The following is a 22,682-nucleotide window of genomic DNA, read 5'->3' as shown; positions in this document are numbered from 1 at the left end:
CTCCCGACACTCTGCCAACAGATTTGCACAAACACATCTTGTTACCATTCATGAAACAATGATAACCATTAGCGTTAATGGTTATCATTTTTCTGCGATTTTGTGATCTATGTTAAATTTTATCACCCTATAATGATTGAGGTATTAAAGATCTCTAGCGCAGAGGGCAGGTATTACCCGGCCCCGGTGACTATTGAGTCATAACAACATAATCATAATTGGCAGGAAATTTATGTTTGAGCAAGCAGGTCGTGTCTCGCGCAGGCGTTTGTTGCAAGGCATGGGGGTACTGGCTGCGGCTGCGGTTATCCCGGCGTTTCCCTCTTATGCAAGCGCTTCTCCGGATGATGATTTCACCAAAATCTCCACGCTGCTAACCGGAAAAGCACAACTCCCGGAAAATTTCACCCGGGTTCTCCTCTCCGCCTTCTCCCGAATCGACAGTAATTTCAGCAGTAAAGTCAGCAAACTTCAGCAGTGGATTGAAAAGCAGTCCCTGGATGCCAGCGAGATCAGCAGCAAACTGGCCGCAGATCCCGCCGTCGCCGATTTAGCCCATCTCCCCGCCGACATTCTGACGGGCTGGTATCTGGGCATCGTTGGTAAAGGCGATCAGGCCGTCTGTGTGGCCTATGTCGACGCTTTCTCCAATCAGGTTGTCGCCGACGTACTCAGGCCACCGACCTACGCCTATGGCGCATATGGCAGCTGGGCTGCAAAACCACCGTTAACCATCGGTTAAATCCATCTACTGAGAATAAGTCACTGACATGTCTGAAACTATTACTACTGATGTTGTTGTCATCGGTTCCGGTGTGGTGGGCGCATTAACCGCCCGTAAGCTGGCACTGGCTGGACGCAAAGTGTTGATGCTGGAAGCTGGCCCGCGTATTCAGCGCGATACCATCGTCAGCAATTTTCGTCACTCAGCACGTAAAGACGATTTTATTGCCCCTTATCCCAACTCAAAAATCGCCCCCTTTCCGGATTACAAACCGGACGATAACGGTTACCTCGACCAGACCGGTCCGCAGGCCTATAAACCTGAATATCTGCGCGTGGTGGGCGGCACCAGCTGGCACTGGGCAGCACAGGCATGGCGCCTGGTTCCCGCCGATTTTCGTCTGAAGACCCAGTACGGAGTAGGGCGTGACTGGCCGATCAGCTATGACGACCTGGAACCTTATTATTATGAGGCCGAGCTGCTGTGGGGCGTGTCCGGACCGGACGAAATGGCAAAATATTCGCCGCGCAAACAGCCTTTTCCGATGCCTGGCGTGAAAAAATCTTACCTTGAACAGCGGGTCACGGAGCGTCTGGCACCGAAGTATGAAGTGCTGACCAACACCACCGGGCGCAATTCTCTGCCTTACGATGGACGTCCTCAGTGCTGCGGCAACAATAACTGTATGCCGATCTGCCCGATTGATGCGCAGTATCACGGTGGCATCGCCGCCGATGCCGCAGAAAAAGCGGGCGTGCAACTGATTCCTCAGGCGGTGGTGTATAAGCTGGAGCAGAATGGTCAGGGCAAAATAACTGCCGTACATTATTACGACTGGAACAAGCAATCGCATCGGGTGGAAGCCGAAATCGTGGTGCTGGCGGCCAATGCGATCGAATCATCCAAAATTCTGTTCCTCTCCGCCGATGCGAAAAACCCGCATGGTCTGTGTAATAACTATGACCAGGTGGGACGCAATCTGATGGATCACCCTTCCAACTCGGCAACCTTTTATGTCGATGAACCGATCTGGCCTGGTCGCGGTCCGATGAGCCCGTCTTCCATTCAGCAGCTGCGTGATGGGGCTTTCCGCTCTGAATCTGCTGCATTCCGTATCGATATTTCCAACTCATCACGCGTTGCTGGCGTTACCGCTGGCGCGATCAAGGAAGGTCTGACCGGGCAGGCGCTGGACGATGCTATTCGTTTCCGTGCCTCTCACGAACTGAGTATTAAAAACGTTCTGGAGCAGTTACCGGATCCCAACAACCGCACCATGCTGAGTACCTCGAAAAAGGATGCGCTGGGTCTGCCCACGCCGTCTTTCTCCTACTCATTTGACAGCTACGTAGAGAAAGGCATGCAGCATTCTTTAGCCGTGTATGCCGATATCGCCAGGATGCTGGGTGCCACCGATGTGCGCTACTCCACACCGGGTGTTTACAGCAATAACCAGCATATTACAGGTACGCTGGCGATGGGGTTTGATGAAAAAACCTCTGTGACTGACCATCACGGTAAAGCCTGGGAATACGACAATTTGTACATCGTATCGACCGGCGTCATGCCGACGGTCGCGACTGCTAACTCAACCCTGACAGCATGCGCGCTCGGATTACGTACCGCCGACGCCATTCTGGGCAAAATTTAAGGAGAGCCACCATGAAAAAATCGCTTTCTTTAAGCCTGACCGGACTGGCTCTGGCACTGTCACTCAGCGCATCGGCTCACGCCGATGAGGATTCCTCAGCCGCGTTAATCGCCAAAGGCCAGTACCTGGCTACCGCCGGAGACTGTGGTGCCTGCCATACCGCCCCTGCGGGTAAACCCTTCGCCGGTGGGTTATCACTACAGACCCCGCTGGGCAGCATTTACAGCACCAACATCACGCCTTCTAAAACCGCCGGTATTGGCGATTACAGCCTGAGTGATTTTGAAAAGGCGGTGCGACACGGTGTACGTAAGGACGGGGCGAATCTCTATCCGGCCATGCCTTATACCTCGTATGCAAAGATTACCGACGAGGATATGAAGGCGCTGTACGCGTACTTTATGCATGGCGTGCAGCCGGTTGATGACAAAGGGCCGCAGACTGACCTGCCATTCCCGTTCAACATCCGCCTGTCGATGGCGGGCTGGAATCTGCTGTTTGCCGACAGTAAACCGTTCACGCCGGATAGCAGTAAATCTGCTGAATGGAATCGCGGAGCTTATCTGGTAGAAGGGCTGGCTCACTGTTCAACCTGCCACACCCCACGTAATGTGCTGATGGCCGAGCAGTCGGATAAGTCGCTGGCGGGTGCCTCTCTGGGGACATGGTTTGCGCCTAATATCACCTCAGATGTGCATGCAGGAATTGGTGGCTGGTCTGACAAAGCCCTGATTTCTTATCTCTCAACCGGTAACTCCGGTGAAGGTTCGCAGGCGGGTGGACCGATGCTGGAGGCGATTAACAAGAGCTTCAGTCATTTGTCGTCAGAGGATCTCAGCGCCATTGCGACCTATCTGCGCGATGTACCGGCACAGCAAATCAATCCGACCGCTGACAAAGCGCAGCTTCCTCCGGCAAAACCGATGAGTGAATTCGATCTGATGTCAGGTAATGCGTCAGAAGGTGCCTCGTTGTACAACAACCATTGTGCCACCTGTCACCAGCTGTCGGGGGAAGGGCGTAACGGTTTGCCAGCGCTTTATGGCAACGCGGTGTTCCGCCGTCCGGTGGCGGATAATGCCGTGATGGCGGTGCTGGATGGTCTGGTGCCGGATCAGGGCCAGGCAATGCCTGCGTTCTCCCGTCAGATGGATGATAAACAGGTTGCGACGCTGGTGAACTACCTGTTCCAGAACTTTGGTGACGCTAAGGTCCAGACGACTGCGGAACGGGTGAAGGAACTGCGTGCGGGGGGTAAACCTTCGTCGCTGCTGGCGGTGGCGAAAGGCGGCATGATTGCTGGTGGGGTGATTGTGGTGCTGGCCCTGTTGCTGCTGATGCGCAGAAAACAACGCAAATAGTTGTATCTTGCTGATTGTCCTGTCTGGTGTGGTTTGCCAGGCAGGACGGAAAACCATTCGCTGAGCGTCACTGTTTAGTATCACATCCCCTGGAATTCCTAATCTGAGAGCAGGGTAGCTTTCCCCTCTCTCCTTGCCCATAACGACCTATGGTGTTCTCTCACATAGTGAGTATGCAAAAAATGAGACTATGCACTTTTACACGAGTGTTGTCTCAAATCCCTTAAAATGCGGCTTTTGGCGACTATCATTCCGTTTGGCAACATGTAAAATGAGTGTCAGGCCCATTTGGGGGTGATTTTTGACAAAAAATGTCATTTTTTCACCCAAAATGACATCTGATGGCTATTTACTGATGCTGGTTTAAACCAGGCCAGAGAGGATGCATAATGATAATTGAATTTTCGGTTTATAATTTTAAATCAATTGCGGATAAGCAAACGTTAAGTCTTATTGCCGATTCCGGTAATGAATTAGAAAAAAACATCATTGCACTCGATGACCCTAAAAAATTAAAGCTTCTAAGGAGCGCTGCAATTTATGGCGCAAATGCTGCGGGAAAGTCTAATATTATTGAAGCCATTACCACTATGGCTGCTATCGTAGTAAACTCAGCAACTGACTTTAAAAGTTCAGATTTACTTCCACTCTCTAATTTTAGATTGGATGACAACTTTAGTGGCAATCCAGCTGAGTTTGAAGTTAACTTCATTGCAGAGAATATCAGGTATCAATATGGTTTTTCAGCAACAAAAGAACGTATTATCGATGAGTGGCTTTTTGCTTTTCCCAAAGGAAGATCCCAAAAATGGTTTCTAAGATTGTGGAATGATGAAAAATCTGAATATGAATGGGATATTGGAAATGCTCTAACTGGAGAAAAGCAAACATGGGTGAAGTCAACAAGGTCTAACGCACTATTTTTATCTACAGCTGTTCAGTTGAATAGCCAACAATTGAAACCAATTTATGACTGGTTTGACTATAAATTCAAATTCACTGAATTGTCAGGCTGGAATCACGACTTTACAGCACAACAATGCATCGATAATAAGGAGGGTATTCTCAACTTCCTCAAGGCGGCTGATGTTGGCATTGATGACATTAAAGTGACTAAGGAAAAATTTGATCCTAATGAAGTGCCTGACATCATGCCTGAAGCAATCAGGGACATTATCATCCAGAACATGAAGGATAAGGATGAGTACATTGTTAAAACATTTCATAAAAATGCACAAGGAAGCCTGACGCCTTTTAACTTAGAAGATGAGTCACATGGAACGAAGAAAATCTTCAGATTCGCAGGCCCTTTACTTCATACTCTTAAAACCGGGAATGTACTATTCATTGATGAATTAAATGATAATTTACATCCCAAACTTGTAGAGTTTGTCGTAACATTATTTAACGACCCATTGTTAAACATAAATGGCGCACAGCTAATTTTCACAACTCATGAAACCTCTATTCTGAGTCAGAGTGTATTTAGAAGGGATCAAATCTGGTTTGTCGAGAAAGATGCTAATGGGGCAACTAAACTTTTCCCACTTTCTGAATTCAGCCCAAGAAAAGGAAGAGAAAATCTTGAAGCATCTTATCTTGATGGAAGATACGGAGCACTGCCATATGTAGGGAAACTGGAGAAAATCGATGGGTTCTGAAGATCTTTTTCATAAACGCAGGCCAAAAAAATCTGTTGAACTTAGACGTGGTAACAAAAAACGCATACCTATGAAAAAAATACTCATAGTATGCGAAGGGGAAAAAACAGAACCTCAATACTTCAGCGATCTTATCAGTCATTTTAGACTAAGCGCGGCTAGCGTTATTGAAGTAACAGGCGATTGCGGATCAAGTCCTAAAAGTGTAGTGGAGCATGCACGAGAAAAATATCGTTTAGAAGATGAGCGGAGTGCCCCATATGACCACGTATATTGTGTTTTTGATAAAGACTCACATTCCTGTTATCAAGACGCTATCTATCGTTTAAAAACATTTAAGCCTGCAGGTGTCTTCATGGCCATTAATTCAGTGCCTTGCTTTGAATTCTGGCTGTTATTACATTTTACTTACTCGACAAAATCCTTTGGAAATTTTAAGGAAAATAGTTCGGGGAATCAAATGTTGAATGAATTGAGAAAGTTCATGCCTGATTATGAAAAGAGAAAAAAGGGAGTATTCTCTACACTTGTTAGTCGGTTAGACAGTGCAATCACTCATAGTCAACGTGCAAGAGCCGCCGCAGCAGACTCCGGGACAGACAACCCAACAACAAGGGTCGATGAATTAGTTGTCATACTTCAAAAAATTCGGGAGGAATTTGTAATAGGTAATAATACCCGAGGCTAAGTGTCTTATTTTTCCTGGCATCTTTTATTTCTCGTGCGAGTTTCCCTCCGCCCGACTGATGTACAGGCAGGGTGGCGCACGCACCCCCTGCATGCTGCTAAACAAGGATATTACTGTTTCACCCACAACAGTTGATCAACCTGGAAGCCGAGCTTACGTGCGGTGTTAACGTAATCCTGTTTCACTGCATCCGGGATGGAGGGTGTTCTGGAGAGGATCCACAGATAATCACGGTTGGGGCCGCTCACCAGCGCGTACTGGTAATTATCATCCAGCCTGATCACGTTATAGCCGCCATAGAAGGGGCCAAAGAACGAAACCTTCAGTGCGGCAGTTGCCGGATCACCGATAAAGTAAGCTTTTCCCTCACTTTCCTGCCATTTTTGCGTCTGCGGATCATAACCGCGGTTGAGCACGCTAATCCCGTCATCGCTGCGTTTGCCATAGGTGGCGGTGACGCGCTCAAGCCCGCGTTCGAAACGATTTTCGAGACGGGCTATCTCGTACCATTTTCCCAGATAACGACTGGCGTCAAAACCGGTGACAGGCGTTACCCCTTTCGGCGGTGTGGGCGATTTGCAGGCAACCAGGCTCAGCGCGATAGCAGCACCGGTCACCACATGCCATAGCTTCATAAGAACTCCCTTCATCAGCACGATTGGGAGTAAAGTGTAGTGCAAACATTCGGTATTTCAGCCAGATTCATCAGTTAAAAAACGCACACAACTCATCAATGAAAACCTGATAACGGGTTTCACTGGCGCGGGAAGGGTCATACAACAGATGCATCGCCCGTTCGGGAATTTTATAGTCAGCCAGGAGTGTGACGAGTTGCCCCTGTTTAATCGGTTGTTCAAGCCCCTTTTCATAACCAATTAGCACGCCCGTCCCATTTATTGCTGCTGCCAGAATGGCACCCCAGTCGTTAATGGTGAGCCGGGAATGTATCGTCACGTCGGTGAGTCCCTCATTGCTGACGAAAGGCCATTGGTGGGTGAGTCCCGCAGGCCAGGGGGAAAAGCCCAGGCACTCGTGATGTTGCAGATCGGAGGGATGCTGCGGCCAGCCATGTTTTGCCAGATATTGAGGGGCGGCACAGGCAATCAGCCGCCAGGTGGGTAACGGTTTTGCCGCAAAACGAAGGTTTTTATCCAGATCGCCGATACGGATAACCATATCAAAACTCTCTGCCGCCGGATTGATAACTTCGTCGGACAGCGTCAGTTCAATACTCATTTGCGGATAACGCTCAAGAAACTGGCTCAGGAAATTCACCAATACATAGCGCCCGAATGTCACCGGCGCGTTGAGCCGCAATGTGCCCGAAGGGAGGTCAGTATTTCCGCTGGCTTCACGCTCGGCGGCATCAATCGCCTGCAGAATAACCTCGCATCGCCTGAAATACTGGCTGCCAGCAGGCGTCAGGCTTTGCCTGCGAGTGGTTCGGTTCAGCAGGCGGGTCGCCAGCTGCTTCTCCAGCGTGGTGATATGGCGAGCCACCATTTGCGGAGACATGCTGAGTTTATCTGCGGCGGCGACGAAAGACCCGGTCTGTACCACAGCCACAAAGGTGCGCATCCCCGTAAGTTTATCAAGCATTAACAACTCCTGGTTGTTTCAGAACGCAATACTGGTCAATTTTAAATACTGTCAGTACGCATTATGCTGGTTTTTTTCATCAGCAACAGGTCGGAGATAATGATGGGTATCTATGTGGTAAGAATGGACCATCCGGATGGCACGGAATGGAACGCCTTTGTGCGTGAACATGTGGTTTATCTCAAAGCGCTGATCAAACAAGGGAAACTGCTGGCTTCCGGACCACTGAAGAACACCCCGTTACGGGCTGGCTTTCTGGTTTTCAAAGCAGAAACGCTGGATGAGGTTCATGCGATGGTCAATGCGGACCCGTTTGCGCGTGAAGATCTCATCTCGCAGCTGGATATTCAGGAATGGGATCCGCTGTTTGGCGAGCTGAGTGGGTTCTCCAGCCGTACCACCGTCAGTGAATTGCAGGATTTGGTTGACTGAAGAAGGTGAGGGGAGACCTCACTGTGCATTCAGCAGGCACATCTTTTCCTGCAACAGCGGCGTCAGCCAGTCGGTGAATAAGCGTAAAGGGCGGGAAAGGTGGCGCCGGTGAGGGTACAGAATGCTGACGGGGAGCGGACCTGGCCGGAAATCGGTCATGACCTGGCGCAATACCCCCGTAGCCAGCAGGTCACTGACGTCATACTCGGGGATCTGAATGACACCTAAACCCGCGACGCAGGCGGCGATAGAGGCTTCAGCACTGTTAACGGTGAGTTGGCTGTCGACGTCTGTATTGAACATCTCCCCTTCCTCTACCCATTCCCAGCGCTCCCTGCGACCGGTAGTGGGCGAGGCATAGCCTACAGCCGCATAACGGTTAAGTTCACCAGGTGAGGAAAATCCGCCAGAAGCCGCAATATACGCCTCAGAAGCGACGTTGATGATACTCAGCGATCCGATGTTCCGTAACACCATGCCAGAATCATTCAGCCTGCCGACGCGTACCGCACAATCAATCCCTTCCTCAGCAAGATTAACGCTGCGGTCGGTTACCCCAAGCTCGATTTGAATGCCGGGGTGGCGGGTAAAAAAATCCTTCAGGGCAGGGATGATGATACGGCTGCCAACGCGTCCGGGGACATCGACGCGGATTTTCCCGGTCACCTGATTGCTGGTCTGTCGGAAAAGATTCTCCGCTTCCTCCATATCCTGCACCACCACCTGGCAGCGCGCATAGAAAGCATTGCCGTCATGTGTCAGCGATACGGTGCGTGTTGTGCGGTGGAACAGGCGCGTGCCCAGCCGGGACTCAAGCTCGCGGATCGCGGCTGAGACGGTGGAGGCAGGTCGATTCAGCGTTTCAGCTGCGCGAATAAAGCTGCCGTTTTCCGCTACCCGGAGAAATATCTTAAACAGATCAACAGTATCCATATGTCCTGATTATTCGTTAATTCTGCACAGTGCATGCAGATTATCAGTCTTTATCTATTTTTGATTCACATTAAGCTGTTGATCACGGGATTTGCCCGCAAAACCACTGCATCAGGAGCCAACCATGAGTGACCATGCCATCAGAGGAAAAACTGTCCTTATCGCCGGAGGGGCTAAAAATCTCGGGGGATTGATTGCCCGTGACTTTGCCCGACACGGCGCTCGTGCTGTTGCTATTCACTATAACAGTGCCGCTACGCAACAGGATGCCGAAGCCACGGTGAACGCCATAAAGGCTTCCGGCGCTGAGGCTTGCGCATTTCGGGCGGATCTGACCTCAGCTGCGGCGATGGAAAAATTGTTCGCAGATGTTGTGGCTGCGGTGGGACAGCCTGACATTGCTATCAACACCGTGGGTAAAGTGCTGAAGAAGCCGATGGCGGACATCACAGAAGAAGAGTTTGATGCCATGAGTGCGGTTAACGCGAAGACTGCGTTTTTCTTTCTGAAGGAAGCCGGTAAGCATGTCAGCGATAACGGGAAAATCTGCACGCTGGTGACATCTCTGCTGGGGGCTTACACGCCATTTTATGCCGCTTATGCGGGCATGAAGGCTCCGGTCGAGCACTTTACACGTGCAGCCTCGAAAGAACTGGGTGAGCGTGGTATCTCGGTCACCGCGATAGGTCCCGGCCCGATGGATACACCGTTCTTCTATCCGGCTGAAGGTGCCGAGGCGGTGGCATATCACAAAACCGCTGCGGCGCTGTCCCCCTTCAGCAAAACCGGTCTGACAGACATTGAAGATATCGTGCCATGGGTGCGTTTTCTGGTCAGTGATGGCTGGTGGATGACCGGGCAGACTATCCTGGTCAATGGCGGTTATACGACTAAATAAGCAGCAGATGGGCCTCTTAAATTAAAGAGGCCCGGGTTCAATGGCGTCAGAAAGATAATAATTATCTATGGTAAATGTTAACATTGGTTATCATAATTCGGGTGTTTGTGACAGGTTTATGACATTTCGCTAACTCAAATCTGAAGTTGAGATTTTTTCATTTTTAAGTTAATATATTGATGTATATGTAATTTATTATGAATTCACGATCTTTCCCTCTTTTCTATGTGACGCTTTTTTGACAGCTCTGTCATAAAACTTTCATAAATTTTCTATATGGTGTTCACACAAATCGTTGTGCTTTTGCTGCTTTAGCGATCTATAGGAAATTTTCACTAGTGAGCGATTACGTTACGTCTCAGGCTTTGAGTGTTACCGCAACTCCGTTATCCACTTCCGAAGAAATCAATCAGGGCAACAGTAAAAAGCCGTTATTGATTTTTGGTGCTTTGATTATTGCTGGTCTTGTTTTCACTGGAACACAATTCCTCGGCGATATTCAGCAAACCGGGCTGACATTCAACAGCTATCTGCCCATCGTTCTTTTAGGTATCGCGCTACTGGCCGCGCTGGGTTTCGAATTCGTCAATGGTTTCCACGATACCGCCAATGCGGTAGCAACCGTCATTTATACCCGCTCGTTATCGCCCACGGTTGCCGTGGTATGGTCCGGCATCTTTAACTTTCTTGGTGTCCTGTGTTCAACCGGGGCAGTGGCCTTTGGCATCATTGCTCTTTTACCGGCTGAGTTAATTATTCAGGGTGGCAGTGGCGATAGTTTTGTCATGATTTATGCGCTGCTGTTCTCCGCCATCATCTGGAATCTGGCAACGTGGTGGCTGGGGCTGCCCGCATCCTCTTCCCATACATTGATTGGCTCGATTATGGGTGTCGGTATTGCCAATGCGGTGATGCATGGCCGTAGTGCGCTCAGTGGTGTGAACTGGGGCCAGGCGTTAAACATCGGCAATGCGCTGATCCTGTCGCCGATTGTTGGCTTCTTCAGTGCGGCGTTGCTGCTGGTGCTGATGAAGAGGTTAGTGAAGAAACCAGAGCTGTATCAGGCGGCGAAAGAGCAGGGCACCCCGCCATTATGGATCCGTGGTCTGATGGTATTGACCTGCACCGGTGTCTCTTTTGCGCATGGTTCGAATGACGGTCAGAAGGGGATGGGGCTGATGATGCTGATTCTGGTCGCTGCTCTGCCGGTGACCTATTCCCTTAACCGCGCCATGCCGCAGTCTGAAGTTCCACATATTATTGCGCTGGCTGAGAACAGCAAAACCCAGCTGCTGCAGCAAACGTCGGTTGCCTCTTCGGTACCTGTGAATGATGTGCTGACCACCTATCTGCGTACTGGCGAAAGCAATGCCACGGTATTAGCCGCGCTGGCTCAGGTCTCGGGGCAAATTGGGGACAGCCTGCGTCATTATGGATCGCTCCAGAATATTCCTGCTGAACAGATGCCTTCCGTGCGCAATGACATGTATCTTGCCGCTCAGACCATTAAACACCTGACAACCGATAAGACGCTGACCTTACCGGCCACAACGCGCCAGAATCTTCAGGACCTGGAGAAACAGCTTAACGCGTCCACGCAGTTTATCCCGAGTTGGGTAAAAGTGGCTGTCGCGCTGGCGCTTGGATTGGGCACCATGGTGGGCTGGCGTCGCATTGTCGCTACCCTGGGAGAGAAAATCGGCAAAAGCCATCTCAACTACGCGCAGGGTGTCAGCGCTCAGCTGGTCGCAATGGGGACTATCGGGGCGGCAGATGCCTTCGGTTTGCCGGTGTCCACCACGCATGTGCTTTCCTCGGGTATTGCCGGCTCCATGGCGGCAAACAAAAGCGGCTTACAGATGGGGACGATTCGCAACATGGTGCTGGCCTGGGTATTAACGCTGCCTGCCGCTGCACTGCTCTCCGCTGGTCTCTACTGGATGATGGTTTCACTGTAACGCTCGCTTCGACAGGGATATAAGACGATGTCTGCACATGAAATTGATTACAACAATAAATATGATGGGCGCTTTTTGCAGGAGTTCTGTGACAGTTACGATGAAGCGCTTGAGCTGGAACTGGAGGATCTGGATCCCGAAGCAAGGCGTGACCCTGAAGAGCTGGCCTGGCGCCGTCGTTATTTTGCTGAACTTCTGCATCTGCAGGGGGAATTAGTCAAACTGCAAAACTGGGTGGTACGCACGGGTCACCGTCTGGTGGTGATTTTTGAAGGCCGCGATGCGGCGGGTAAAGGAGGCGTCATCAAACGCATCATGCAGCGACTGAACCCCCGTTATTGCCGGGTGGCTGCGCTGCCTGCGCCCAGCGAGCGTGAACGTTCACAATGGTATTTCCAGCGTTATGTGTCACATCTGCCTGCGGCGGGTGAGATCGTGTTGTTTGATCGCAGCTGGTATAACCGCGCTGGCGTTGAAAAAGTGATGGGTTTTTGCAGTGACGAGCAGTACGAGGAATTTTTCCATAGCGCTCCGGAGTTTGAACGGTTACTGGTTCGCAGCGGCATTCAGATCGTGAAGTACTGGATTTCAATCACCGATGAAGAGCAGGAGACGCGCTTCCTGAGCCGCATTCATGACCCGTTAAAACAGTGGAAGCTGAGCCCAATGGATCTGGAAAGTCGCCGTCGCTGGGAGGATTACACCGCAGCCAAAGAGATCATGCTGGAGCGCACCAATATTGAGGAGGCGCGCTGGTGGATCGTTCAGGGCGTGGATAAGAAAAAAGCCCGACTCAACTGTATTTCGCATCTGTTAAAACAGGTGCCTTATGAGGCTGAAGAAGGCACTCCGATTACCTTACCTTCGCGTATTCATCATGCTGATTACGCCCGGCATCCCGTTCCGGAAAGTATGCTGGTGCCAGACTGTTATTGAATGAGTATCCAGTTGGTCGGGAATTGATCACCTCGCCGCCAGCTGGCATTCTGCGTGACATTTCCTTTGTTATCCACAGGGTGTTGAGCCGGATATGCACCTTAACTGTGGATAACTGAGTCTGACACTCTGTTAACATTCCACTCGATTTTTACCCCAGGTGTGAGCAATATGATTGAGGTCTGTAAAGGCCTCACCGAATATAAAGCTAACAAACCTAAGGAAAGAAGAATGCTTTGGGAATCAGAGCGGTTACTGTACCGATACACCACTCCTGCAGATCTCGATGATCTGTTCAGAATATATGGTGACCCGGAGACGCATAAATTTAATCCACGCGGGCCTCATCCTGACATTGAATATTCACGTGATGCGCTTGAACGAACGTTGAAGATATACAGAGAGCACGGTTTCGGTGACTGGACGATATCTGAAAAGTCCAGCCCCGACAGAGTTATCGGTTTTGGCGGTGTTTTTGTCAGCCAGTTCGATGGTCGCCAGACGAACAACCTGGGTTACCGCTTTGCCCCCGACGCATGGGGAAAAGGTTATGCCACAGAGCTTGCCTTAAGAGCGCTCCGCTACGGGTTTGAAGAAGTGGGTTTAAGTGAAATCGTTGGTGTGGTCCGGGAGCACCACCTTGCTTCACGCAGGGTGCTGGAAAAGGCGGGGCTGACCTTTCTCAAAAAGGTTTACGATTTTGACGGATTGCCACCAAGCCTGATGTTCAACATCACCCGTGATCAATGGCGCGGGGAGTCATGACATTGCTGGTCATGGGTTGAAACGCCGTGATCCCTGCGAAAAAGGCCGCCCGATGGGCGGCCAAAGCAGATGCTGTTTCTTACAACCCACTCACTGTTATTTATAAAGTTCAGCAGTCATATGCACGAAGTTATTGTTGCTGGCTTCAGTGATTTTATAATGTGCGCCTTGTTGCTGAGCCTGTGCAGCAATCTGTGCTTCAGCACCATCCAGAGTTAAGTCAGAAGCCGTAACGCTCTGAGCGAAGCTACCGAATGACATCAGAGAAAGAGCGGCGACAGCGGCGATAGACATTGCTTTGATAGTTTTCATGGTCATTTCCTTAGTTTATTTGGGTGGGAGACTGTGTGCCTCCGATGGGAATAATGATAACCAAGGTTACTATTGCAATATTATCAATAAATGCTGCAATTGTTAACATGCTAACTATCACGCCGATAGGTGCTGCCGATAGACAATCAATCAGCCGACCTGAATGTGCCTGTTACTGCGTATTTTAATCACTTGCAACATGTCCAAATGTCACTTGCACGTCGCCAGTATGGCTTAATATTTCAACGCCATTGTTAATGCGCCTCATTTTTACCAGGCGTAGGCTTCAGGTGCCTGTCCACCTGGACCCGGCCAGATTTCATCAAGGCAACGCAGCGTGTCTTCTGCAAAACACCACCGAGTAATCCACCGCCCAAAGGGTTCCACGGAATCAACCCAAGGTCAAAATGGCGGATAGCAGGAATCACTTCCAGTTCGATGCTTCTCTGCGTCAGATTGTAAAGGCTCCGTTCTGATGACAGACCGATAAGATTACGCGAGATGGCTGAACACTGCGCGGTAGCAATATTCCAGCCTGCGAAATTGCTACTGCCTGCATAGGTAATCTTGCCTTCGCGGATGAGTTGCTCCATCGCCTGCCATATTTCTTCCCACAGGGTAGACCGGTCAATATGATGCACCGATATGGCCTGTTTTCAGCCGTCTCAGGCTTTCATCGCATGCGCGCCGTATATGCCAGGCGGAAAGATATTTATCGTTGGGACCGGTTTCCATGGGCTGATAAACTTTCTTCGCCAGTACAATCCGGTTTCGTTTGCCACTGCTGGCAAGCCAGCGGCCAATAATTTCTCCGTTGTACTGAGACCAGATATGCGTATTTAACGCAGTGCTGAGTTTTCCTCAGCAATGAATCACAAGCCGAGCGGCTGAATTTTGCGTATTAAATCGATTAATAGTCTCAGACCTGTGGGTAACTGGCGGCGACTGGAGTAGTAGATATGAAAACCCGACCCTATTGAGGCCCAATCGGTAAGTACCAGACGCAGGCTTCCTTCTTTGACGTATTTAGCAATTAACGGCTCAGGGTAATACATCAAACCCACCCCTTTCAGCACTGCGACAAGCCCTGTCTCGGCCTGGTCAACGGTGATCAACGGCGGCACTTTAATTGCCAGTGATTCGTGACCCCGGTCGAATTCCCATCGATAGATGCGGTTGTCACCCAGTCGGTTACTGACACACCGATGTGTGGCTAGGTCATTCGGGTGCAGGGGAGTACCAAAGCGATCAAGATAGTCAGGAGAACCAGCCACAACCCAGCGGATATCTGCGGATAAGCGCTGGGCAATCATATCTTCAGGGATGGTGCCGCCGTAACGGATCCCGGCATCAAATCCTTCCTCCGTCATATCCACGATGCGGTTAGTTGCCACAATATCCAGTTCAACGTCGGGATAGAGTTCGACAAAATCAGGCAGTATCGGGGCCAGTAATAATGTCGAAGCTTCAACCGCGACATTCAGGCGAATACGGCCAGCAGGCGAGTCACGGAATAAATTGAGTTTCTCCAGTGCCGAATCGATCGTCTCAATCGGCGACTGAACCGTCTGTGCTAATGTTTTTCCCGCTTCGGTCAGCGTGACGCTCTTTGTTGTTCTGTTCAGGAGACGAACACCTAAACGTGCTTCGAATCCTTTTAGCGCATGGCTGAGAGCGGATGCGCTTACGCCCAGTTCAATGGCGGCACGGCTGAAGCTTTGATGCCGCGCGATAGCGCAAAAGTAGAATAAATCTGCTATATCGGTTCGGTTCATTTGCATAGTGGCGACTCAAAAGAAGGGGGGATCAGGCAAACTATGAATGTAATTTCAGCGCAATCACTGCGGTTCCCAGAGACAGGCAAGCAGCGAGTATCAGGCTGGCATGCAAACCCGGCATAAAAGACGGCGATTGCGCGAGGATGGCACCAAATATGGCAATCGCCATCGCGCCACCTACCTGTCGACTGGTATTGAAAACTCCACTGGCAATACCGGCAAGTGCAGGAGAGACGCTGTTCAGTAATAAGGCGGCTACCGGTGGGGCAACCAAAGGCCCCGCGATCCCAACCAGAATCATCGTGAGTGAAATCCACGCCACCGACACCGATGTAGGGAGCAACGTCAGTAACAGCATACCCGCAGCCATCGACGTCAGCCCGGAGACGATCAAATTTCGCGCATTAAATCGGTGAACCAGCCGGGCCGTGAAAGGCGTGATGATAAGTCCTGTCAGCATCATGGGCAGGAAAACTACACCTGTTTTAGCGGCTGAAAGGCCAAGGTGTTGTTGCAGATAGAGGCTCATTAAAAAGGGCAAACCAAAGTATCCAGCCATAAACGTGAAACCTACCAGCATGGAAATTCTCACATTACTGGAAGCGATTAACGCCTCAGGAATCATAGGATGCTCGTTGCGTTTTTGTATAATCATAAAAAATATCAGAGATACAAGGCTGAGAATAAAAGGCAACCAGACAGAGAATGTGTCCGAATCGTGCCGGCCAGACTCAATGGTGCCGTAAATCAGCGAGCCCATAAACAGGGTGGCGGCCAGTTGCCCCAGGTAATCAAACGACGCGGCGCGTTTTGGCGAAGCAGGAATACGTGTCAATAATGCCAGGGCAATCAGTCCGACCGGGATATTGATAAGGAAAATCCATCGCCAGTCTGTTTGCGTCAGTATACCGCCAATTAACGGTCCGGAAGTGGAAGCAACAGATCCGCCCATTGCCCATATGGCAACCGCACGTCCTCGCTGCGTTGCATCGACAAAGTGATGTCGGATAAGCGACATTGTTGCTGGCATAATTAATGCTGCCCCCACTCCCTGAACAAAACGTGAAATAATCAGGGTGTCGGTATTTTTAGCCATCCCGCAGGCTATTGATGCCAGCACAAAGATGGATAGTCCGCTAACAAAGGTCATGCGTGCTCCGATCAGATCACACAGCGAACCAGAAAACAGCAGCAATGCGGCAAAAGCCAGAGTATAGCTGTCCACGATCCACTGGAGATCGATGATACTCGCGTTCAGTTCCCTCCCAATGGTTGGCAGTGCGACATTCACGACGACAGCGTCAAGAGTGATGATAAAAAAGCCGAGTAATGCGGCACTCAGTGCCGCCCGTGCTGGGTTCTTTACTGAGACAGCCTGCATTGATGCTATTTTCCTGCAACCGCAGCAAGATGCTTTTGCAGTGCTTCATGTGCACGTTGTGCCGTTTGTTCATCAACACGATCCGCCAGCACCTGGGTCAGATGTCGTAACTGACCTGCGGATAATCCGGTATTCATGGCGATCCGCATATGGGCCTGTATCTGAGAATCGACACCCTGAAGGGAAGACAACATGCTTAACGTCGCCAATTCACGGCTTTGCCAGTCGAGATTATCCCGCTCAAAAATATCACCAAATAAATGTGTTCTGAGGTATTGGTTTATCGTTGGTGCAAAATCGAATAGCGGCCCCTGAACAGGACCACCAGACAAACGTGTCTGATTACGGGTGCCAGCCGCAGTCAGTGCGCTTCCTGCGGGAATATCACGGGTGGGTGGATTACCCAAAACATCCTCGATACCTTGTTGTTTGCGTTTTTCCAGCACTTTCATTAACTCGCCAAGGGCATTGAGGCTGCGCGGAAAACCTGCGTAGGCATAGAGCTGGATCAAAACTTCTTTTATTTCATTGACTGTCAGGCCAGCATCTAAACCTTCGTTCAGTGCTGTATTGAGTTTGTCGATTGTGCCTGCCGAACCGAATGCGGCGACAGGAATGATAGCTTGCTGGCGAGCGGATAATATATCGGTTTTTACTTGCGTCGGGGAATTATCAGAAGGTTGCATCGGCTTTTTCTCTTTAATATCAGGGGCAGCATCACAGAATGCCGATGTCAACCCAAGAAGTGTAATGATGGCAAAATGTCTGGCTCGGTGGTAATTAAAAATAGAGGCATTTAACATCGGATTTATTCTCCGTTATTAACATGTATGGCCAGGGCAGGTAATAAAATATAAACACCACTAATTATTTTCAGGAATAATTATGTCTATAATGGGCGGGAAAATCAGCTGAAAAGGTATTACCTGAAGCGTTAATGCACTTTACTCCGAAAGCAGGTGTTTGATAAGTGACGATAAATTGAAAGTGTTGTGAGAATTTCTCATTAATTATACTGCAAAATGTTAAGACTGCGACCGAACCTTGGTGTCAAGTAGAGCAACCGCGCATCTCGGCATATCCCAGTCAGCGTTGAGCCACGGCCTGCATTCCCTGGAAAGCCGGCTTGGCGTTAAACTTCTGACCAGAACCAAACGGAGTGTGTCTCTGACTAATTCAGCCGTATCTACCTGATATTAAATGCGGCGATTGAAGGCTATGGCCTGGTATATGTATCGAGGGATATTGCTCAGCAATATCTTGATGCAGGGGCGTTAGCCAGTGTGCTGGAGGCTTGGTGTCCTTACCGGGATGGATATTATATCTATTATCCAGGTCGAGGATAGCCTTCAAAAGCTTTTAATTTATTGTTTGATGCACTGCGGTTTTATAAATAATTACGTTCAAATGATCTGCCTGTTGAAATATTGACCTTGATTTAAAACGTACGTATTGACCTTTTTATTCAATAACCTTATGGAGTTAATGATGCTTAAGAAAAAAACTGCTGCATTCTCACTATCATTTGGCGTGTTGTTTTCGTTATCGGCAATGGCCAATGACATGTCAGCGATGACGATTTCTAAAAGTGGCAGCCGTGATTTTATTCAGGGACCGCAGGAAAATTTTACTGGCCGCGTGTGGGTCGACCCCCTGTTAATGCCTGTTGCACCTCAGCGTACATCAGCATCGGTCGTCACCTTTGAACCTGGTGCCAGGTCGGCATGGCACACCCATCCGTTAGGCCAAACGCTGGTCGTGACGGCAGGAACGGGGTGGGTACAGGAATGGGGAAAAGAGAAGAAAACGATCCATGCCGGTGATGTAGTAAGCTGCCCTCCTGGCGTCCGGCATTGGCACGGGGCAACTTCGACAACCAGTGTGTCTCACATCGCGATACAGGAAACCAGCAACGAGGGAACCAATGTTAACTGGCTGGAAAAGGTCGGAGATGAACAATATCTCCAGTGATATTTGATATTTTCTACCGTAGACGGTTCATTCACACGGCTGCTGGCGTGAGTTGAATGGCCGTCAAAATCCACTATCCGGCGGCAACTATTCAGGTTGACCTTCTACAATATAAGTACGTGAATTACCCGAGCGATGACGGATCGGGATAATTTGCTGGTATCCTGGAGAGTTATACCAGTCCTGCGCCTGTTTATTTTCTTTCGTCTGAGGAGTATTTTGCGCCATGATGCCGGATAAGCTATGTGGCCGATAACAGGCTTCCAGAAAAGCAATCTCATCTTTGCTAAGGTTTAATTCAAGCGCTTTTACTGCACCCTCAATATGGTGCTTTTTCGTTGCGCCAACGACCGGGGCAGTCACTTTGGTCAACAACCATGCCAGAGAGATTTCTGTCATTGAAACATGGTGACGAGTGGCGAGCTCAGCCACGCGACCAATCATGATCTGGCCTTGTGCGGCGGTTTTGTCGTATTTGCCTTTAGCGTAAGCATCTTTTGATGCTGGTTGGGTTTGTACGTCACTCTGGCGGTATCATAAAAATTGATACCGTTTTCCAGACCGTGTTGAATGATCTCGCGGCTCTCTGCTTCTGCCAGTGTCCAGCTATGCTGTCCAATTGTCGGATCCCCAAAACCCATACATCCCATGCAAATGCGGGAGACAATCAGGTCGATATTGCCAGGTTTGGTATATTGCATTGTATTATCTCATGCATCTTATTCAGGCAAAATTTCAACGGTAGCGAGCTTTGTGCGTTCGCTAATCATTGCCTTCATATAACTGCTTTTCGCGTATTTTTGGCGGTAGGCCTGGTCAATTTTTTCATTCAGCGATGCATCGTCTATCCGGGCAAATAACACCTCAAACGTCTGGCCTAAGGTGTGGATTTTTCCTGCCTGCTGATTAAGTGCTGCCTGAAACCACCGTGAGGATGTGCCACTGTATGCTCTGACAAAAAGGCGTCCTTCGACTTCCCAAATCCATGTTGGTGTACCGGTGGTCCGCATATCCGGGGTATAAGGTGCGATTTTCAGGTCATCTGCTGCATTTATATTAATCAGGACATCTTTATTCCAGGTCATTATTTTCACCTTTCGCGTTAAGCTATCTGTAATTTCTGCAGATCTGATGCAATCATCTTTGGAATAAATTCACGGATTTCATAATTAGCCAGGTCCGGAAAATAAGAGTCTTCGCTGAGAATGGCATTCAGCTCACTGCGAGTTTCAGTGCTGGCAATGATGATACCCGTGCGCTCCTGATCAGAATAAGGGCCGATCAGCACAAATTTTCCTTCCTCAAAATATTTCTTAAACCAGCTAGCATGTTTTGGAAAAAGGCTTTCGTGCTGCTCTGCACTGATATCAGCATTAACAGTTATATTGATGATGTACATTTTATTTCACCTTTACCAGATTTGCTCAGTTCAGGCAGCCATATTGTTGATTGCGCTAATCAAACGCGAGGCATGTTCTTTTGCAATAATAATCTGCTCAGCCGTTTTTGCTTCGTCACGGCCTGCGTAGCTGATGCCGCAGGTATAAATTGGGGCTTGCAGTTCCAGATTGCACAATGCGGCCGTGGTGTTGAACTGAATTAAATAATCTTCAAGATCATGCCCAAACAAGCCTTCGGGTGAGTAGAGTGATTGTGGTGCCCCCGTAGTAAACGACACGACAAGTTTTTTACCCTTTAGCTGTGCCGTTGAACCATGGGCAAAACCGTGAAGAAATACCTGATCAATCCATAACTTCATCAAACCCGGGACTGAATACCAGGAAAAGGGAAACTGCCAGACGATCACGTCTGCTTTTAACAGCGCTGCCTGTTCTGCTGCGACATCAATCTGATAACCCGGATAAAGCGTATCCAGATAGCGGATTTCTACCCCGGGAAGGGTGTTCGCCACTTCTTTCAGGATGGTTGCATTGCCTACAGACTGTGTCAGGTCCGGATGACCGGAAATTATTAATACGTTTTGCATTGTTGATTCTTTACAAAGAGTTGGTTGAATGGGGCTCAGTATAGGCTGGGTGGGTTGTGTTTTTTAGGGCATCAATAGCTTAAAGACTCTTAGCCATTGGCTAATAATGTTTTTACAAACCCTCTGTCAGGCGCATTGCATCAGGATGAAGTAATGAACAACGTGATTTATAGTCAGATACGTATTTTCCAGAGCATTGCCCGCGAGGGTAGCATTACCGCAGCGGCCAGGAAGTTGGGTATCACGCCACCATCGGTAAGTAAGGCATTAAAGTTGCTTGAACAACATACCGGGCACCCATTATTTATCAGGACAACCCGACGCATTGAATTGACCGATGCGGGCCAGCAGCTATTGCAGCAGACGACCCTGGCCGTCGAATCGCTGGAAACCGCGCTGGAAAACGTCCGAGACCTTAATCAGGTGCCATCAGGACTGGTGCGAATAACCCTTTCCCGCTTTGCGTATGTGCTAATTCTCAAACCCTTTATGGCTGAGTTCTGCCGGTGTTACCCTGAAATACAGCTGGAGATATCCGTCTATGACGGCACGATCAACATCATTGATGAGAAATATGATTTGGGAATTCGTTTTGGTGACATTCTTGATGGGGGAGTGGTTGCCCGCCAGTTGATGAAACCTTTTCGTGCAGGTCTGTATGCTTCGGAAGCCTATCTTAAGGAATACGGTATGCCGGAGACCCCTGCAGATCTTCAGCAGCATAAATTAATCGGTTATCGGTTTATCACCAATAACCGTATTCTGCCGCTGATTCTGGAAGAAAAGGGCGAACACTTGACGGTAGAAATGCCGTTTCAGTTAATGAGCAACGACATAGATGTTATGGCTGATGGTATTCGTAATGGCCTTGGGATCGGCCGGATTTTCGAACCCGTATATGAATTGCTCTCGGATAAACAAAAATTCGTTCCGGTGATGGAACCCTTCTGGAGTACCTATCCGCCCGTGTATTTGTATTATCTGAAAAGCGCAGGGAAAACAAAAAGGATCAAAGTGCTGGTCGATTTTCTCTTGAAGAAAATGCATTGAGGCAGGCTGATAAAGCGTTCCAAATGATAAAGGAATGATTCTATTCATCGGTTTACCCGTGCTGTCGTCATGTTTTACTCAGCTGCGGAAGTACACGTCGAACATCTTGGTAGAGTTAATAAGGCGCCCTGCCTGCTTTCGCAATCAAAATTCATTCAGTTTTTTTGAATGCTTTCAGCAAAACCCTCAGCTTTTACTCGCCGGTCCACAGGTCTATTCTCTCTCACATCGGGGCACAACGCCCCACCCACTAAAAACTATCTCTGAGGAATTGACCATGAAATCTATCAAAACTTTCGTTGCAGTTGCGGCCCTGTCACTGGTTTCTTTCGGCAGCTTCGCACAGAGCATCACCGCTTCCGCTTCAACTCTGGATGGCGCAGAAGCCAAAATCGCTGCTCAGGCTAAACAGGCGGGTGCCTCTTACAAAATCACCGGTGCACGCGTCGATAACGGTGCTTACCTGTCAGCTGAACTGACTAAATAAACGGTTAACGCGGGAGTGATAATTAGCCAGATCACAGTTATCGCACTAATTATCAATCGTGAAATGATAACTAAGGTTATTATTGCTTCCATCGAAGGCACACAGCCTTC

Annotated in this window: 24 protein-coding genes and 4 pseudogenes; 14 read left to right on the top strand and 14 right to left on the bottom strand. The window is 49.3% G+C overall.

The annotated features are described in order from the left end of the window. Positions 1-232 precede the first annotated feature (232 nt). The 5 genes from CUN67_RS26725 to CUN67_RS26705 all read left to right on the top strand — a co-directional run bounded on the left by CUN67_RS26725 (position 233) and on the right by CUN67_RS26705 (position 6,085). Positions 233-742: a sugar dehydrogenase complex small subunit gene (locus CUN67_RS26725; RefSeq protein WP_208718484.1), complete on the top strand. Its 510-nt coding sequence runs from the start codon at positions 233-235 to the stop codon at positions 740-742. Positions 743-770: 28 nt separating this feature from the next. Beyond that, positions 771-2,375 carry a GMC family oxidoreductase gene (locus tag CUN67_RS26720; protein ID WP_208718483.1) on the top strand — a complete coding sequence of 535 codons (1,605 nt, stop codon included), beginning with the start codon at positions 771-773 and terminating at the stop codon, positions 2,373-2,375. 11 nt (positions 2,376-2,386) lie between these two features. Further along, positions 2,387-3,736 (top strand): c-type cytochrome, encoded by a 1,350-nt coding sequence (locus CUN67_RS26715; protein WP_208718482.1) that lies wholly within the window; start codon positions 2,387-2,389, stop codon positions 3,734-3,736. Positions 3,737-4,125: 389 nt separating this feature from the next. Continuing rightward, positions 4,126-5,397: an AAA family ATPase gene (locus CUN67_RS26710; RefSeq protein WP_208718481.1), complete on the top strand. Its 1,272-nt coding sequence runs from the start codon at positions 4,126-4,128 to the stop codon at positions 5,395-5,397. Next, complete coding sequence (locus CUN67_RS26705) at positions 5,387-6,085, top strand: RloB family protein (protein ID WP_208718480.1); 699 nt, start codon at positions 5,387-5,389, stop codon at positions 6,083-6,085. Before CUN67_RS26710 ends, CUN67_RS26705 begins: the two co-directional genes overlap by 11 nt. Positions 6,086-6,195: 110 nt before the next feature. Here the strand turns inward: CUN67_RS26705 and blc are convergent, their stop codons facing one another. Together blc and CUN67_RS26695 are read right to left on the bottom strand one after the other, a co-directional pair. Then, positions 6,196-6,720: an outer membrane lipoprotein Blc gene (gene blc, locus CUN67_RS26700; RefSeq protein ID WP_208718479.1), complete on the bottom strand. Its 525-nt coding sequence runs from the start codon at positions 6,718-6,720 to the stop codon at positions 6,196-6,198. Positions 6,721-6,790: 70 nt separating this feature from the next. Further along, positions 6,791-7,684, bottom strand: a complete 894-nt coding sequence (locus CUN67_RS26695) for a LysR family transcriptional regulator (RefSeq protein WP_208718478.1) — start codon at positions 7,682-7,684, stop codon at positions 6,791-6,793. 102 nt (positions 7,685-7,786) lie between these two features. Here CUN67_RS26695 and CUN67_RS26690 point away from each other — a divergent pair, with 102 nt between their 5' ends. Beyond that, positions 7,787-8,116 (top strand): YciI family protein, encoded by a 330-nt coding sequence (locus CUN67_RS26690; RefSeq protein ID WP_208719533.1) that lies wholly within the window; start codon positions 7,787-7,789, stop codon positions 8,114-8,116. 18 nt (positions 8,117-8,134) lie between these two features. On the opposite strand, the gene CUN67_RS26685 is transcribed toward CUN67_RS26690, so the two are convergent. After that, positions 8,135-9,049, bottom strand: a complete 915-nt coding sequence (locus CUN67_RS26685) for a LysR family transcriptional regulator (RefSeq protein WP_208718477.1) — start codon at positions 9,047-9,049, stop codon at positions 8,135-8,137. Between the two features lie 124 nt (positions 9,050-9,173). On the opposite strand from CUN67_RS26685, the gene CUN67_RS26680 reads away from it, so the two are divergent. The 4 genes from CUN67_RS26680 (at position 9,174) to CUN67_RS26665 (ending at position 13,606) form a co-directional block, all read left to right on the top strand. Beyond that, the gene (locus CUN67_RS26680) at positions 9,174-9,947 is read left to right on the top strand and encodes an SDR family oxidoreductase (protein WP_208718476.1); all 774 of its coding nucleotides are present in this window, start codon (positions 9,174-9,176) and stop codon (positions 9,945-9,947) included. A gap of 338 nt (positions 9,948-10,285) precedes the next feature. After that, positions 10,286-11,905: an inorganic phosphate transporter gene (locus tag CUN67_RS26675; RefSeq protein ID WP_208718475.1), complete on the top strand. Its 1,620-nt coding sequence runs from the start codon at positions 10,286-10,288 to the stop codon at positions 11,903-11,905. 27 nt (positions 11,906-11,932) lie between these two features. Beyond that, complete coding sequence (gene ppk2 / locus CUN67_RS26670; RefSeq protein WP_208718474.1) at positions 11,933-12,841, top strand: polyphosphate kinase 2; 909 nt, start codon at positions 11,933-11,935, stop codon at positions 12,839-12,841. 231 nt (positions 12,842-13,072) lie between these two features. Then, positions 13,073-13,606 (top strand): GNAT family N-acetyltransferase, encoded by a 534-nt coding sequence (locus CUN67_RS26665; RefSeq protein ID WP_208719531.1) that lies wholly within the window; start codon positions 13,073-13,075, stop codon positions 13,604-13,606. Between the two features lie 96 nt (positions 13,607-13,702). On the opposite strand, the gene CUN67_RS26660 is transcribed toward CUN67_RS26665, so the two are convergent. From CUN67_RS26660 to CUN67_RS26640, 5 genes and pseudogenes are all read right to left on the bottom strand, one after another. Next, positions 13,703-13,918, bottom strand: coding sequence for a YdgH/BhsA/McbA-like domain containing protein (locus tag CUN67_RS26660; protein ID WP_208718473.1), 216 nt, complete (start codon positions 13,916-13,918; stop codon positions 13,703-13,705). A gap of 270 nt (positions 13,919-14,188) precedes the next feature. Further along, positions 14,189-14,728: pseudogene (locus CUN67_RS26655) on the bottom strand (aldo/keto reductase); the annotation flags it as partial. 62 nt (positions 14,729-14,790) lie between these two features. Further along, positions 14,791-15,699, bottom strand: coding sequence for a LysR family transcriptional regulator (locus CUN67_RS26650; RefSeq protein ID WP_208718472.1), 909 nt, complete (start codon positions 15,697-15,699; stop codon positions 14,791-14,793). Positions 15,700-15,733: 34 nt separating this feature from the next. Beyond that, positions 15,734-17,077 carry an MFS transporter gene (locus tag CUN67_RS26645; protein WP_208718471.1) on the bottom strand — a complete coding sequence of 448 codons (1,344 nt, stop codon included), beginning with the start codon at positions 17,075-17,077 and terminating at the stop codon, positions 15,734-15,736. Positions 17,078-17,082: 5 nt separating this feature from the next. Beyond that, the gene (locus CUN67_RS26640; protein ID WP_208718470.1) at positions 17,083-17,880 is read right to left on the bottom strand and encodes a carboxymuconolactone decarboxylase family protein; all 798 of its coding nucleotides are present in this window, start codon (positions 17,878-17,880) and stop codon (positions 17,083-17,085) included. A gap of 250 nt (positions 17,881-18,130) precedes the next feature. Between CUN67_RS26640 and CUN67_RS30710 the strand changes: the two are divergent. Both CUN67_RS30710 and CUN67_RS26630 read left to right on the top strand, forming a co-directional pair. Further along, positions 18,131-18,256, top strand: a pseudogene (locus tag CUN67_RS30710) (helix-turn-helix domain-containing protein); the annotation flags it as partial. Between the two features lie 393 nt (positions 18,257-18,649). Next, complete coding sequence (locus tag CUN67_RS26630) at positions 18,650-19,048, top strand: (R)-mandelonitrile lyase (protein ID WP_208719529.1); 399 nt, start codon at positions 18,650-18,652, stop codon at positions 19,046-19,048. Positions 19,049-19,135: 87 nt separating this feature from the next. On the opposite strand, the pseudogene CUN67_RS30520 reads toward CUN67_RS26630, so the two are convergent. The 6 genes and pseudogenes from CUN67_RS30520 to CUN67_RS26605 form a co-directional block, all read right to left on the bottom strand. Continuing rightward, positions 19,136-19,231: pseudogene (locus tag CUN67_RS30520) on the bottom strand (DUF1330 domain-containing protein); the annotation flags it as partial. A 6-nt stretch (positions 19,232-19,237) separates the two neighbouring features. Further along, positions 19,238-19,561, bottom strand: a pseudogene (locus CUN67_RS30795) (aldo/keto reductase); the annotation flags it as partial. Then, positions 19,489-19,689, bottom strand: a complete 201-nt coding sequence (locus CUN67_RS30790) for an aldo/keto reductase (RefSeq protein WP_439332301.1) — start codon at positions 19,687-19,689, stop codon at positions 19,489-19,491. The gene CUN67_RS30790 and the pseudogene CUN67_RS30795, both read right to left, overlap by 73 nt. 78 nt (positions 19,690-19,767) lie before the next feature. Continuing rightward, positions 19,768-20,133 carry a DUF2255 family protein gene (locus tag CUN67_RS26615; protein ID WP_208718467.1) on the bottom strand — a complete coding sequence of 122 codons (366 nt, stop codon included), beginning with the start codon at positions 20,131-20,133 and terminating at the stop codon, positions 19,768-19,770. Positions 20,134-20,150: 17 nt separating this feature from the next. Continuing rightward, positions 20,151-20,447, bottom strand: a complete 297-nt coding sequence (locus CUN67_RS26610) for a YciI family protein (protein WP_208718466.1) — start codon at positions 20,445-20,447, stop codon at positions 20,151-20,153. A gap of 30 nt (positions 20,448-20,477) precedes the next feature. After that, a complete protein-coding gene (locus tag CUN67_RS26605; protein WP_208718465.1) occupies positions 20,478-21,035 on the bottom strand; it encodes an NAD(P)H-dependent oxidoreductase in 558 nt (185 codons plus the stop codon). Between the two features lie 153 nt (positions 21,036-21,188). On the opposite strand from CUN67_RS26605, the gene CUN67_RS26600 reads away from it, so the two are divergent. Together CUN67_RS26600 and CUN67_RS26595 are read left to right on the top strand one after the other, a co-directional pair. Beyond that, a complete protein-coding gene (locus tag CUN67_RS26600) occupies positions 21,189-22,085 on the top strand; it encodes a LysR family transcriptional regulator (RefSeq protein ID WP_208718464.1) in 897 nt (298 codons plus the stop codon). Positions 22,086-22,362: 277 nt separating this feature from the next. Then, the gene (locus CUN67_RS26595) at positions 22,363-22,572 is read left to right on the top strand and encodes a YdgH/BhsA/McbA-like domain containing protein (RefSeq protein WP_013508023.1); all 210 of its coding nucleotides are present in this window, start codon (positions 22,363-22,365) and stop codon (positions 22,570-22,572) included. The last annotated feature ends 110 nt before the right edge of the window (positions 22,573-22,682 follow it).

Origin of the sequence: Pantoea cypripedii, assembly GCF_011395035.1 — a bacterium.
Lineage (GTDB): Bacteria > Pseudomonadota > Gammaproteobacteria > Enterobacterales > Enterobacteriaceae > Pantoea > Pantoea cypripedii_A.
This window is presented reverse-complemented; position numbering and strand designations above follow the sequence as displayed.

Excerpts from the sequence above, each read along its gene's own strand:
- CUN67_RS26710 (WP_208718481.1), top strand. The coding sequence starts at position 4,126 with ATGATAATTGAATTTTCGGTTTATAATTTTAAATCAATTGCGGATAAG.
- CUN67_RS26650 (WP_208718472.1), bottom strand. The coding sequence starts at position 15,699 with ATGCAAATGAACCGAACCGATATAGCAGATTTATTCTACTTTTGCGCT.
- CUN67_RS26665 (WP_208719531.1), top strand. The coding sequence starts at position 13,073 with ATGCTTTGGGAATCAGAGCGGTTACTGTACCGATACACCACTCCTGCA.
- ppk2 (WP_208718474.1), top strand. The coding sequence starts at position 11,933 with ATGTCTGCACATGAAATTGATTACAACAATAAATATGATGGGCGCTTT.
- CUN67_RS26680 (WP_208718476.1), top strand. The coding sequence starts at position 9,174 with ATGAGTGACCATGCCATCAGAGGAAAAACTGTCCTTATCGCCGGAGGG.
- CUN67_RS26715 (WP_208718482.1), top strand. The coding sequence starts at position 2,387 with ATGAAAAAATCGCTTTCTTTAAGCCTGACCGGACTGGCTCTGGCACTG.
- CUN67_RS26690 (WP_208719533.1), top strand. The coding sequence starts at position 7,787 with ATGGGTATCTATGTGGTAAGAATGGACCATCCGGATGGCACGGAATGG.
- CUN67_RS26610 (WP_208718466.1), bottom strand. The coding sequence starts at position 20,447 with ATGTACATCATCAATATAACTGTTAATGCTGATATCAGTGCAGAGCAG.
- CUN67_RS26605 (WP_208718465.1), bottom strand. The coding sequence starts at position 21,035 with ATGCAAAACGTATTAATAATTTCCGGTCATCCGGACCTGACACAGTCT.
- CUN67_RS26595 (WP_013508023.1), top strand. The coding sequence starts at position 22,363 with ATGAAATCTATCAAAACTTTCGTTGCAGTTGCGGCCCTGTCACTGGTT.
- CUN67_RS26685 (WP_208718477.1), bottom strand. The coding sequence starts at position 9,049 with ATGGATACTGTTGATCTGTTTAAGATATTTCTCCGGGTAGCGGAAAAC.
- CUN67_RS26705 (WP_208718480.1), top strand. The coding sequence starts at position 5,387 with ATGGGTTCTGAAGATCTTTTTCATAAACGCAGGCCAAAAAAATCTGTT.
- CUN67_RS26600 (WP_208718464.1), top strand. The coding sequence starts at position 21,189 with ATGAACAACGTGATTTATAGTCAGATACGTATTTTCCAGAGCATTGCC.
- CUN67_RS26725 (WP_208718484.1), top strand. The coding sequence starts at position 233 with ATGTTTGAGCAAGCAGGTCGTGTCTCGCGCAGGCGTTTGTTGCAAGGC.
- CUN67_RS30790 (WP_439332301.1), bottom strand. The coding sequence starts at position 19,689 with ATGGGTTTTGGGGATCCGACAATTGGACAGCATAGCTGGACACTGGCA.
- CUN67_RS26645 (WP_208718471.1), bottom strand. The coding sequence starts at position 17,077 with ATGCAGGCTGTCTCAGTAAAGAACCCAGCACGGGCGGCACTGAGTGCC.
- CUN67_RS26615 (WP_208718467.1), bottom strand. The coding sequence starts at position 20,133 with ATGACCTGGAATAAAGATGTCCTGATTAATATAAATGCAGCAGATGAC.
- CUN67_RS26660 (WP_208718473.1), bottom strand. The coding sequence starts at position 13,918 with ATGAAAACTATCAAAGCAATGTCTATCGCCGCTGTCGCCGCTCTTTCT.
- CUN67_RS26720 (WP_208718483.1), top strand. The coding sequence starts at position 771 with ATGTCTGAAACTATTACTACTGATGTTGTTGTCATCGGTTCCGGTGTG.
- blc (WP_208718479.1), bottom strand. The coding sequence starts at position 6,720 with ATGAAGCTATGGCATGTGGTGACCGGTGCTGCTATCGCGCTGAGCCTG.
- CUN67_RS26640 (WP_208718470.1), bottom strand. The coding sequence starts at position 17,880 with ATGTTAAATGCCTCTATTTTTAATTACCACCGAGCCAGACATTTTGCC.
- CUN67_RS26695 (WP_208718478.1), bottom strand. The coding sequence starts at position 7,684 with ATGCTTGATAAACTTACGGGGATGCGCACCTTTGTGGCTGTGGTACAG.
- CUN67_RS26630 (WP_208719529.1), top strand. The coding sequence starts at position 18,650 with ATGACGATTTCTAAAAGTGGCAGCCGTGATTTTATTCAGGGACCGCAG.